The sequence below is a fragment of the Aeromonas sp. BIGb0405 genome, from assembly GCF_024807335.1.
In the GTDB taxonomy this organism is placed as follows: domain Bacteria; phylum Pseudomonadota; class Gammaproteobacteria; order Enterobacterales; family Aeromonadaceae; genus Aeromonas; species Aeromonas rivuli.
This window is the reverse complement of sequence record NZ_JANUEP010000013.1, coordinates 64733-76929: the sequence shown is the minus strand read 5'-3', so window position 1 is coordinate 76929 and position 12197 is coordinate 64733. Positions and strand designations below refer to the sequence as shown.

The window sequence follows — 12197 nt, the reverse complement described above, 5'->3', positions numbered from 1 at the left end:
TGGCAAGGGGCCAACTGCAATAAAACTGTAAAAATCGGCACTTTATGAGTTATTCATAACCAACCACAGCTTTTATACAAACTTATCCACAGAAGCAGCGCCGAATTGCTAGAATGGCCGAAAACAAGGAGGCCGAGATGGACCTGAGACTGAGACCTTACAAGGGAAAAAGCCCACAACTGGGAGCCCGAAGCTATGTAGACCCCTGCGCCACCCTGGTGGGAGATATCCAGCTCGGTGACGATGCCAGCATCTGGCCCATGGTGGCCGCTCGGGGGGATGTAAACCACATCCGCATCGGCGCCCGCAGCAATATTCAAGATGGCACCATATTGCATCTCAGCCGCAGGAGTGCCAGCAACCCCGATGGTTATCCCCTGCTGATCGGCGAGGATGTCACCGTCGGTCACAAGGCCATGTTGCATGGTTGCACCATAGGTAATCGGGTGCTGATCGGCATGGGCGCCATCATTCTCGATGGGGTCGTGGTCGAAGATGAGGTGATGGTGGGTGCTGGCAGTCTGGTGCCGCCAGGCAAGCGACTAGCGTCGGGCTTCCTTTATATGGGCAATCCGGTGAAGCAGGCTCGCCCCCTCAAACCCGCCGAGATAGCCTTCCTCAAGACGTCGGCCGATAACTATGTCCTGCTCAAGGATGAATACCTGCAAGAAGCCTGATAATGAAAGACCCGGCCCTGATGTGATCTCGGGCCGGGTCTGCATTCACAATGTGTCCTCTATATAAGGAGGAGAGCTACGCCCTTGCTATTAATGGGCCTGATCCCAGTTGTCACCCGTTCCGGCTTCCACGACCAGGGGGACATGCAATTCGGCCGCCCCCGACATCAGTGCCTTGATGAGGGGCACATACTCTTCAACCTTGTCCGCCCGGACTTCGAACACCAGTTCATCGTGAACCTGCATCATCATGTGGATGGAGTCATCCTCAATGCCGTTCAGCCATGCCTCGACCTGGATCATGGCGCGCTTGATGATATCCGCCGCAGTCCCCTGCATGGGGGCATTGATAGCCGCGCGCTCGGCACCTTTGCGCAGCCCCGCGTTACGGGACTTGATGTCAGGCAGATAGAGGCGACGGCCGAACAGGGTCTCGACATAGCCCTGCACCTCGGCCTGCTGGCGAGTGCGCTCCATGTAGTCGAGCACCCCCGGGTAGCGTTCGAAATAGAGATCCATGTATTTCTGCGCTTCGGCACGGCCGATCCCCAGCTGCTTGGCAAGGCCAAAGGCGCTCATGCCATAGATCAGGCCGAAGTTGATCGCCTTGGCACTGCGGCGCATGTCGGTGGTCACCGCATCCAGTGCAACGCCAAATACCTCGGCGGCGGTCGCCTTGTGGATATCCTTGCCCTCGGCAAAGGCGGTCAGCAATCCCTTGTCTCCGGAGAGGTGCGCCATGATGCGCAGCTCAATCTGGGAGTAATCCGCCGCCACCAGTTTGTAACCCGAAATGGGCACGAAGGCCTGACGAATGCGGCGTCCCTGTTCGTTGCGGATGGGAATATTCTGCAGGTTGGGATCGGTGGACGAGAGTCGGCCGGTCGCCGCCACCGCCTGATGATAGGAGGTGTGCACCCGACCGGTCTGGGGCTTGATCATCAGCGGCAGCTTGTCGGTATAAGTCGACTTGAGCTTGGCTAACGTGCGGTGTTCCATCAGAAGCCGTGGCAACTCATAGTTCTCGGCCAGCTCGGCCAGCACCTCTTCCGCCGTGGAAGGCGCCCCCTTGGGGGTCTTCTTGATGATAGGCAGTGCCAGCTTGGTGAAGAGTATCTCGCCAAGCTGTTTCGGGGAGGAGAGGTTGAACTCCTGACCCGCCAGCTCGTGAGCCTGACCCTCCAGCTCTTTGAGACGCAGCTCTATCTCCTGGCTCTGTTGATGCAACAGCTTGGGATCTATGGTGGTGCCCAGCAGTTCCATGCGTGCCAGCACCGGCAACAAGGGCAGCTCTATCTCCTGGAACACCTTGACCAGGGAAGGCTCCTGAGCAAGCTGGCCCCAGAGGGCGTGATGCAGGCGCAGAGTAATGTCGGCATCTTCCGCCGCATAGGGAGCGGCTTGCTCCAGCTCAATCTGGTTGAAGGTGAGCTGCTTGGCGCCCTTGCCGGCGATCGCCTCGAACGAGATGGTCTCCACCCCCAGATACTTCTTGGCCAGGGAGTCCATGTCGTGACGGCTGGCAGTGGAGTTGAGCACATAGGATTCGAGCATGGTGTCGAAGGCGATACCCTGCAGGTCGATGCCATGATTGAGCAGCACGTTACGGTCGTATTTGAGATTCTGACCCACCTTGAATCGGGTGCTATCTTCCAGCAGCGGCTTGAGCTTGCCCAGCACCACCGCCTCGGTCAGCTGAACCGGCGCCCCCAGATAATCATGGCCAAAGGGCACGTAAGCGGCTTTGCCTGGCTCGATGGCGAACGAGACGCCGACGACACGCGCCTCCATGTAATCGAGACTGGTGGTCTCGGTGTCGAAGGCAAACAGCTCGGCCGTGGCCAGCTTGCCCAACCAGCTGTCAAATTCAGCCTCGGTCAAGACACACTGATAGTCGGTCTCGATGACAGCGGCCTTGTCTGACTCGGCCTGTACGTCTTCATTAGCAGTGGCATCGTCACTCCCCTCCAGCTCCTTGACCAGGTTGCGCAGCTCATATTCGCGGTAGACGGCCAGCAATGACTCCTTGTCGATAGGGCCCAGCACCAGCTGCTCAAGGGATTGCTCCAGCGCAACGTCGGTCTTGATGGTCGCCAGCTCATAGGAGAGCCGCACTTGCGGCTCCTGCTCGCGGAACTTGTCGGCAAATGCTTTGGAGCCACGAAAACCCAGGGCGGCGACCTTGTCCAGATTGGCGGCGATCTGGTCGATGCTGCCGATCCCCTGCAGCAGGGCCAGCGCCGTCTTCTCACCGACGCCCGTCATGCCGGGGATGTTGTCGACCTTGTCCCCCATCAGGGCCAGATAGTCGATGATGAGTTCCGGCGGCACGCCAAACTTCTCGATGACACCCTCCCTATCGGTCTTCACATCCTTCATGGTGTCGATCAGGGTGACATGGTCAGAGACCAGCTGCGCCATGTCCTTGTCACCGGTGCTGATGAGCACCGGCAACTGCTTCTCGGTCGCCTGGCAAGCCAGGGTCCCTATCACATCGTCGGCTTCGACCCCCTCGATCATCAGAAAGGGGAAACCCATTGCCTTGATCATCTTGTGGATGGGGGCAACCTGACTGCGCAGATCATCCGGCATGGGCGGACGCTGAGCCTTGTAGTCCGGATAGATGTCATCGCGGAAGGTCTTGCCCTTGGCATCGAACACCACAGCCACATGACTGTCGGGGTACTGTTTGCGCAGGCTGCGCATCATGTTGGCCATCACCCGCACGGCGCCACTTGGCAATCCGGTCGAGGTACGAAGGTCAGCCTGTTGGGAGGCGAAGAAGGCGCGATACAGGTATGAAGAACCGTCGACCAGAATGAGGGGATTGCTAGGGGCCATGAAGTCGTCCTGCCAGAGAAATAAACAGCCGCTAGGATGCCACAGGGGCACGGCAGCACCAAGGGGGCTGGTCTAGCCGATTACTGGCTGAATGCCAACCAAAATCTGTGGATAACTCTGTGTCTAAAATAGCAATGCAGCCGCCAACCCTGTGACAAAACACAGAGGCAAACAAAAAAAATCATTTAAAAACAAAGATATACAGAACCACAATGATGTGATGTTGCAGCTTTGATGATCTAGGCAAATGTGGAAAAAATTTTAAGGGGATTGGTAAGGCAGGATCCAAAACGAAACAATCCTAGCACAGCACTGTGACTTGACCAGTCGGGGGTGAACGATAACCATACCAAAGTGCCAGTTTCCATCCTGGCTCACATTTTCGACAACCAGGAGTATCCCCATGAAAAAAGTGGCCGTGATCTTGAGTGGCTGTGGTGTGTTTGATGGCAGTGAAATCCATGAAGCGGTGATCAGCCTGCTGGCCCTGGCACGCCAAGGCGCAACGTATCAGTGCTTTGCCCCCGATGTACCCCAGCTGCATGTCATCAATCATCTGACCGGAACGGTCAGTGAGGGAGAGAGCAGAAACGTGCTGGTCGAGGCGGCCCGCCTCTGCCGCGGCCAGATCCGTGATGTGGCCGAGCTAGATGGCGCCGACTTTGACGCCCTGTTGCTGCCAGGAGGCTTTGGTGCGGCCAAAAATCTCTGTGATTTTGCCGTCAAGGGCGCGCAATGCCAGATCCAGCCGGACGTGCTCAAGGCGTGTCGAAGCTTTGCCAATGCCCGTAAGCCCGCCGCCTATATCTGCATCTCCCCCGCCATGATCCCCCTGGTTTATGGCGCTGGCACCCTGGCCACCATAGGCAATGACCCAGATACTGCCACCGCCATGGAGACCATGGGCGCCAGCCACCTCGACTGCCCGGTCAACGAATGCGTGGTCGATGAGGAACGCCGGGTTATCTCGACCCCGGCTTACATGCTGGCCAACAACATAGTCGACGCCGCCGATGGGATAGAGAAGACGGTCAAGCAGCTGCTCGCTATGTGCTGAACGCTATTCCAGAGAGTCAGGGACTGGCTGAGGCTCTGCGAGCTGCATCACACACCTTGGCACTCTGATGTCAGCAAAGAAAAGGCCGCTCCATGAGCGGCCTTTCAGCGTGCAGCGGCGGAGCATTTAGATGGCTTCGTCCATCTGATCGATCTTGCCGAGCAGGGCGCGCAGACGCTCTTGCCAGGCAACGTGCTCATTGCGCAGTTGATGGTTCTCATCTTGCAGCTGATTGTTCTGCTGCTTCAGATCGTCCAGTTCCATCTTCAGCAAAGAGATGTTGTCGACGGCGGATTGGACTTTGGATTCGAGTTGTTCAAGGACTTCTAATGACATGATGCCTACCTATTTGTTCAATTGCGATGCCCCACAGAGGGCGATTCCAGCGCGTGAGGCCAGCATACCCTGAGCCGCTCGGCACAAACAAGCCGGAGCGAGGGAAAATGGGGTCTCAACGCCCTCCCAGCTCAAATCTGCGTCTATTTCCTTCACATCAGCCTCTGCCTCAGCCAGACCAGGCCAGGTAACCCCCAATCAACAGGCAGGCGACCAGATACATGAGGGCTCCGTAGAGCAGATTCCAACGCAGCAGCAAGGCAGCACTCAGGTTGTAGCGAGCGGCCAGCGCCAGGTTGGACCCGGACAGCGGGCTGGTCCCCGTCGCCAGTCCCCAGCCAAGCAGGAAGCACATGCCGAGCAGGCTGGGATCCGGGTTCAGGGGCCAGATCAGGGGAGCCAGACCCGAGATGCTGATCAACGGATGCACCCCGAAGATGGCGACCACCAGCATGAACAACAGGGTCAAACAGGCTTCGAGCCAGCCGAAGTGATTGAACAACGGCAGACCGTGATCGCCGAAGGCAAAGGTGGAGAGAGTGCTGTTGATGCTGGCCGCCAGCAGACCCGCTCCGAGGAACAACACCAGCTGGCCACCAATGGCGGGGAAACGCTCCACCACCTGGCGCTTGAGCGCCATGGCACGCCCCTGAGACGGCATGAATACCAGGGCAAGGGCGGGTGCCACCAGGGCGATCACCGCCAGAATGCTGAGTGCAGGCCAGAGCTGCTTGACCACTACCACCACCACGGCCAGGGCCACCGGCAGGAGCAGGGTCTGCCAGCGCAGCGGGTAGCCTTGAAATTCCGCTATGGCTCCCAGCCTCTCCACCTGCCAGGCGGTGATCCCCATGGCCAGCAAGGCACCGACGATACCGAACGGCATGATGCTTGCGAGCTGCATCCCTGGGGCATAGGTCAGGGCAACGGCCATGGCCACGAAGAAGGGTGACCAGAAGGCGGCAGCGCAGAAGATACGGCTGAGCACCATCACCTGACGCCGCTCCAGGCTGTTATTGCGCTCCAGGCGATCACCGATGATGAAGAGCACAGACAGGTTGATGACGGCGCCGAGCAAATTCAGGCTCGCCATCGTGCTCCACAGTCCTTTGCGCCCCGACCATGCGTTAGTGCCGCCCTGCAGGCCGGCACTGGCCAGGTTGAGGGTACTCACGGCGGCAAACATGGTCAGCATATTGATGTTGGGTAGCAGCCAGTCCCCGAGGGAGAGACTGGCGCCGCGCCAGAGGGAGAACAGCAGTAGCAACAATGCGGCGCCATAGAGTGCCAGGGCTTGCCGTTTTGCCGCCCCCGCCAGCCTGGGCCAGGTCAGCAATGAGGCGAGCCAGGCAGCCAGCGCCGCTGGCCAGGGCGAGACACCCCCGTAAAGATGCAGCAGGTTGAGCAGCCACATTGCCAGGATCAAGTATCCCGACCACAACTTGGCCATGAGCCCGCCTTAATGAGAGTTCAGAGACACTGGTCCATGTCCAGCGAGGGTTTGTCACAGTCGGGATGGCCCACTATCTTGGCGGGCACGCCGGCGACGGTCGTATGGGGGGGCACCGGGTTGATCACCACGCTGCCCGCCCCTATCTTGGCGCCCATGCCAACCTCGATATTGCCGAGCACCTTGGCGCCCGCCCCTATCATGACCCCTTCACGGATCTTGGGATGGCGATCGCCACCCGCCTTGCCGGTCCCGCCCAGGGTGACGCTCTGCAAGATGGAGACATCATCCTCGATCACCGCCGTCTCGCCGACCACAATGCCGGTGGCATGGTCGAACATGATGCCCTTGCCGATCCGGGCCGCGGGATGCACGTCCACCCCGAACACCACGGATATCTGGTTTTGCAGATAGAGCGCCAGTGGCCTGCGCCCTTGCATCCATAGCCAGTTGGCAACCCGATAGCCCTGCAGGGCATGGAAGCCCTTGAGATAGAGCAGTGGCGTGGAGAAAAACTCGACCGCAGGATCGCGCTCCTGCACGGCGCAAATATCCGCAGCCACCACGGCCAGCAGGCCAGGATCGCTACGCAGCGCCAGCTCTATCACTTCGCGCAGGACGATGGCGGGCATGGTGGCGCTGTCGAGCTTGTTCGCCAACTGGAAGCTCAAGGCCGAGCGCAGCGTCTCATGATTGAGAATGGTGGAGTGGAAAAAGCTGGCCAGCATGGGCTCTTCCGCCGCCATCCTGCCCGCTTCCTGCTGAATTTTTTGCCACGTGTGGGCAACCAGATCATCCATGTTACTGCCTACTGTTGTTCGATTGGAGGGCCTTGCTGTTCCTTGAGCACCACTGAGATGGGGTCCATATGTATGATGACATCCATCCGCTCAAACCCTTGACGCACCGCCATTTCCGCCTCATCGGCGATCTGGTGGGCCTTGACCAGGGGGAGCTGATCATCCAGCTCAAGGTGCAACTGTACAAACCGGGTGGGGCCGGATTGGCGAGTACGCAGGTCGTGGACCCCATGTACGCCTGGGACCTGACAGCAAAGAGTTATTATTCTCGCTTGTTCCTCCTCTGGCAACTGGCGATCCAGCAGCGCCTGTACCGATTCATAGCCAATCTGGATGGCACCCCATACCAGGAACAAGCCAATCACTATGGCAAAGAGACCATCCGCCCAGAACCAACCCTGCCCCGCCAACACCAGGGCGAGCAAGACGCCCGCGTTGAGCAGCAGATCGGATCGGTAGTGCAGCATGTCCGCCTTGATGGCCACACTGCCGGTGCGCGCCACCACCCATCGCTGGAAAGTCACCAGTGCCAGGGTCAACACTATGGATCCCGCGCTCACCCATATCCCCGCCTCCAGCCGCACTATGGGATCCTGCTTGAGGAGAGAAGAGATGCCGTGCATCACCAGCAGCAGGGCAGAGCCCGAGATGAAGGCTGACTGGACCAGCCCGGCCAGAGACTCTGCCTTGCCGTGACCGAATTTGTGCTCTTCATCGGCGGGTACCAGGGCATAGCGGATGGCAAACAAGTTGATGAGGGAGGCACTGACGTCCATAAAAGAGTCGGTCAGTGAGGCCAGCAGGCTGGAGGAGTCGGTCATCAACCAGGCAATCAGCTTGGCGGTGATAAGCAGGCTCGCGGTGCCGACGGCAGCCACGCTGGCCAGGGTGACCCAGCGGGAATATTGTTGATGGCTCACAACCGGCTTTCCTCTTGCGGTTAAAAAACTATTATACCCTGACCCTGCCTTCTCTTTGGCGCGAAAAATGATCGGAACTGGCGACAGATGAACAGAATCCTGCTGGTCGATGACGACCTGGACCTCACCCAACTACTGCACGAGATCCTGACCCTGGAAGGCTTTCAGGTCACCGTGGCCGACGACGGTGAACAGGGGCTGCAACGCCTGGCAGAGCAGGCGTTCGACCTGATATTGCTGGATGTCATGATGCCCAGACTCAACGGGTTCGCCATGCTGGCCCGCCTGCGCGAGCACCTCGACACCCCTGTGTTGATGCTGACCGCCCGGGGAGACAGTCAGGACAGAGTCAATGGCCTTGAAGCGGGCGCCGATGACTACCTGGCCAAGCCATTCGACGACCGGGAATTGCTCGCCCGCATTCGCGCCATACTGCGCCGTACTCAGCACTCCAGCACGCAAAAGCTGGGTGCCGATGAAGTGTCGTTTATGGACATTCAGCTACAACCCGGCTTGCAGCAAGCTCGCTGTGCCGGAAGAGAGCTGGATCTGACCGCAACCGAATTTGGCTTGCTCGAATGCCTGCTGCGCAGCCCGGGCCAGATCATCAGCAAGAAACTGCTGTCCGAGCAAGTACTTGGCAAGAAGCTCGAACCCTTTGATCGCGCCATCGACATGCATCTGAGCAACCTGCGCAAGAAGCTGCCGGAGCGGCCCGATGGCCAGCCCCGCTTCAAGACAGTGCGGGGCCGCGGCTATCTCTGGCTGGAAGCAACATGAAACCCCACAACATCCACGGCCTCTCCAGCCAGATCTTTCTCTGGTTCTGGAGCATGTTGCTGCTGATCCTGGCAGTCGTGATCAGCCTGCCATCCCTGGATCCCCGCAACACCATCCCCCTGCCCCCCAAAGAGCAGCTCTACATGAAGCAGCACGTCAGTGCCCTGCTGCAGGGGACCCCCCCCGACCAGGCGTTCGACTTGCAGCAGGCACTGCAGGTCGCCGGTTTGATGCAGGTGGGCAGCATCTATGTGCGGGACCAGGATGGTCAGGTGCAGTCCACCACGCCACCGGACAAGTTCGTGATGCGCTTCATGTTGGAGGTGGACCAGCTGACCAGCCCCATGATGGGCCGGGACCATGATGACGCCATCGCCGGCCCCTTCCTGCTCGAGCACAATGGCCACAGCTACCATGTCTACTTCGGGCTCAATGTCGATAACCCTTATCTGTTTCTGGTGATCCAGATCCTGGATCACCCCGTGCTGATCCTGCTGGTCGCCATGTTGATCAGCACGCCGCTCTGCCTGCTGCTCGCCATGCGGCTGACCCGCCCCATCCAGCAATTGCAGCAGTCTGTCTCCCAAATTGCGGCCGGTGAACTGGAAACGCGCATCCCCAATCTCGAGAGGCGGGATGAGATAGGCCAGTTGGCCGATAACGTCAGCCACATGGTGGAGACGCTCAAGCTGATGATCCAGAAGCAGAAGCAACTGCTCTCCGATATCTCCCACGAGCTGCGCAGCCCGCTCACCCGCATCCAGCTCGCCCAAGCCCTGATCCGCCGCAAGCAGGGTGACAGCAACGAGCTGGCAAGGATCGAGTCTGAGATTGGTCGGCTCGACAAGCTGATCGGCGACCTGCTCGATCTCTCCCGTGCCCAGCAACACGTGGAAGCGCCGGGCCACCATCAGCTCGCCGACCTGCTCGATCCCATACTGGATGACGCGCTGTTCGAGGCTCACCAGAGCGGCAAACAGCTCAGAGTGCCTCCCTTGCCCGATATTGCCCTGCGGATGTGGCCGGAGCTGCTGGCTCGCGCCCTGGAAAACCCGCTGCGCAACGCTCTCAAATACGCCACTGGCTTGATCGAAGTTGACTGGACCAGCACGGATCAGCACTGGATCATGACCATACGCGATGATGGCGCCGGGGTACCCGCCGATCAGCTGGCACTGCTGTTCCAGCCTTTCTACCGGGTCGATGATGCTCGTAACAGTCAGACCGGGGGCACAGGATTGGGACTCGCCATCGCCGCCGAGGCGGTGCGCCGCCACGGTGGCACCATCACGGCCGGCCATAACGAGCCCCATGGCCTGCTCATCACCATCACCTTGCCGTTGGCCTGAGTCTCTTTTCATTGCCGCGGGTGCTGGGTATGCTGGCGCCCCTTCAGGCCCCTATCAGGATGTTGTCATGCTCGACATAGTGCTCTACCAACCGGAAATTCCCCCCAATACCGGCAATATCATCCGACTCTGTGCCAATACCGGCTATCGGCTGCATCTGATAGAACCCCTGGGTTTTGAGTGGGACGACAAACGGGTAAAGCGCGCCGGACTGGACTACCACGAGTTTGCCGAGGTGAAGCGTTGGCCCAGCTTCGAGGCTTTCATGACCGGGATAGCCCCTGTCCGCGTGTTTGCCTGTACCACCAAGGGCAGCCGAGCGCACTCGGCCGTCCACTTCGCCCTCGGTGATGCCCTGCTATTTGGCCCGGAGAGCCGTGGCCTGCCCATGGAGATCATCGAGAGTCTTCCCCCCGAGCAACGGTTGCGCATCCCCATGGTGCCCCAGAGTCGCAGCATGAATCTCGCCAATGCGGTGTCCGTGTTTGTCTACGAGAGCTGGCGTCAACTGGGCTACCAAGGCGCCCAGTAATTGACCCGGAAAGGGTATGCCCTAAACAAGAAGAGCCCCTTTGCTGGCAGGGGCTCTCTCATTCTGGCGGAACGGGGCAACTGTGCGGCCACTTAGCCGCAGGAGGCAAGCAGTCGACCATCGCGCTCCATGCGCCAGCAGAGCAGGCCAAGACTTAAGCCACGGCCGACCATGAGCGCCGCCATCGCCGCCCAGAGCGCACTGCTGCCCAGCGGCTGACATAGCCACCAGACCGGGAAGAAGCCAGCAAATACGGCGACCAACATGCTGTTACGCATCTCTCTGGCCCGGGTTGCACCGATGAAGATCCCATCGAACAGGAAGCACCAGACCGCCAGCAGCGGCATGACTACCAGCCAGGGCAAGTTGCGCTGCGCCTCCAGTATCACCTCTGGCAGAGAGGTGATACTGGCGATCAGGGCCTGGCCCGCCAAGCCAAATATCAGGGTGAAGCCCGCGGCTACCAGCAGGGCCCACCCCAGATTGAGCACTATCACCTCCCGCAGCCCCTGCCTGTCACGACGACCGATGGCACGCCCCACCATGGCCTCGGCGCCATAGGCAAAACCATCCAGCCCGTAAGAGATCAACATCAACAGGTTGAGCAGGACGGCATTGGCCGCCACCGTCACATCACCGAGCCGGGCCCCTTGCAGCGTCATGAAGGCGAAACAGAGTTGCAGGCAGAGAGAACGGATGAAAATATCCCGATTCAGTCCCAGCAAGCGCAACAAGGCTGGCCACTGCCGCCAACGGCTCAAGGCACCTTGCCATACATCTGGCGCAAGGGATCGCAGGCGGCGACTCACCAGCCAGATGCCCACCCCGAGTGCACAGTAATCGGCGATGAGGGAGGCTGCCGCCACCCCCTTGACTTCCCAACCCAGCCCCAGCACGAATAGCGCATCCAGCACCATGTTGATGAGATTGCTCAGGATCAACAGTGCCATTGGGCTGCGCGCATCCTGCAATCCCAACAGCCAGCCCATGATCACCAGGTTGCACAGCGCCGCAGGCGCACTCCAGATGCGCACGGCCACATACTGACCCGCATAGTGTTGCACTTCGGCCGAGCCCCCGCTCAAGCCGATGATATGTGGCAGTAGCGGCAACACCAGCGCCATGACCAACACTCCCATGACCAGGGCCAACCCCATGCCTCGGGCCAGGGTATCGAGCAGATCCCGGCCGCTGGCCGCGCCATGGGCTTGCGCCGTCAGCCCTGTGGTCGACATGCGCAGGAAGCCGAGCAGCCAGAAAACTAGGTTGATCAGGGTCGCACCGACCGAGACACCACCGAGAAACCAGGCCTGGCTCAGATGACCTATGACCCAGGTATCCACCAGGCCGAGCAGCGGGGTAGTGATGTTGGAAAAGACCATGGGTAGCGCCAGGGCGAACACGGCGCCATGGCGGGCGGGGTCCCGTAACCAGGCTGGCAAAAGAGACATGAAC

11 protein-coding genes are annotated in these 12197 nt (G+C 59.7%); 5 read left to right on the top strand and 6 right to left on the bottom strand.

The window, feature by feature from the left end; genetic code table 11:
• Positions 1-137 precede the first annotated feature (137 nt).
• Entirely contained in the window at positions 138-677 is a 540-nt protein-coding gene (locus M2366_RS18370; protein ID WP_259237632.1) for a gamma carbonic anhydrase family protein, read from the top strand.
• Between the two features lie 90 nt (positions 678-767).
• Here M2366_RS18370 and polA read toward each other — a convergent pair whose 3' ends face one another.
• Positions 768-3518 carry a DNA polymerase I gene (polA, locus tag M2366_RS18365; protein ID WP_259270357.1) on the bottom strand — a complete coding sequence of 917 codons (2751 nt, stop codon included), beginning with the start codon at positions 3516-3518 and terminating at the stop codon, positions 768-770.
• A 403-nt stretch (positions 3519-3921) separates the two neighbouring features.
• Between polA and elbB the strand changes: the two genes are divergently transcribed.
• Positions 3922-4575, top strand: coding sequence for an isoprenoid biosynthesis glyoxalase ElbB (elbB, locus tag M2366_RS18360; RefSeq protein WP_259270356.1), 654 nt, complete (start codon positions 3922-3924; stop codon positions 4573-4575).
• Between the two features lie 126 nt (positions 4576-4701).
• Here the strand turns inward: elbB and M2366_RS18355 are convergent, their stop codons facing one another.
• The 4 genes from M2366_RS18355 to M2366_RS18340 form a co-directional block, all read right to left on the bottom strand.
• Positions 4702-4911 (bottom strand): cell division protein ZapB, encoded by a 210-nt coding sequence (locus M2366_RS18355; protein WP_042042726.1) that lies wholly within the window; start codon positions 4909-4911, stop codon positions 4702-4704.
• Positions 4912-5080: 169 nt separating this feature from the next.
• Complete coding sequence (locus M2366_RS18350) at positions 5081-6361, bottom strand: hypothetical protein (RefSeq protein WP_259270355.1); 1281 nt, start codon at positions 6359-6361, stop codon at positions 5081-5083.
• Between the two features lie 20 nt (positions 6362-6381).
• The gene (gene cysE, locus M2366_RS18345; protein ID WP_042042730.1) at positions 6382-7161 is read right to left on the bottom strand and encodes a serine O-acetyltransferase; all 780 of its coding nucleotides are present in this window, start codon (positions 7159-7161) and stop codon (positions 6382-6384) included.
• Between the two features lie 8 nt (positions 7162-7169).
• A complete protein-coding gene (locus M2366_RS18340) occupies positions 7170-8081 on the bottom strand; it encodes a cation diffusion facilitator family transporter (RefSeq protein WP_042042732.1) in 912 nt (303 codons plus the stop codon).
• A gap of 87 nt (positions 8082-8168) precedes the next feature.
• On the opposite strand from M2366_RS18340, the gene M2366_RS18335 reads away from it, so the two are divergent.
• From M2366_RS18335 to trmL, 3 genes are all read left to right on the top strand, one after another.
• On the top strand, positions 8169-8861 hold the full coding sequence (locus M2366_RS18335) for a response regulator (protein ID WP_259237642.1): 693 nt from the start codon (positions 8169-8171) through the stop codon (positions 8859-8861).
• Positions 8858-10210 carry an ATP-binding protein gene (locus M2366_RS18330; protein WP_259270354.1) on the top strand — a complete coding sequence of 451 codons (1353 nt, stop codon included), beginning with the start codon at positions 8858-8860 and terminating at the stop codon, positions 10208-10210. Before M2366_RS18335 ends, M2366_RS18330 begins: the two co-directional genes overlap by 4 nt.
• Positions 10211-10277: 67 nt before the next feature.
• Complete coding sequence (gene trmL / locus M2366_RS18325) at positions 10278-10742, top strand: tRNA (uridine(34)/cytosine(34)/5-carboxymethylaminomethyluridine(34)-2'-O)-methyltransferase TrmL (protein WP_042042736.1); 465 nt, start codon at positions 10278-10280, stop codon at positions 10740-10742.
• A gap of 92 nt (positions 10743-10834) precedes the next feature.
• Here the strand turns inward: trmL and dinF are convergent, their stop codons facing one another.
• Entirely contained in the window at positions 10835-12193 is a 1359-nt protein-coding gene (gene dinF, locus M2366_RS18320; protein ID WP_259270353.1) for an MATE family efflux transporter DinF, read from the bottom strand.
• Positions 12194-12197: the final 4 nt, after the last annotated feature.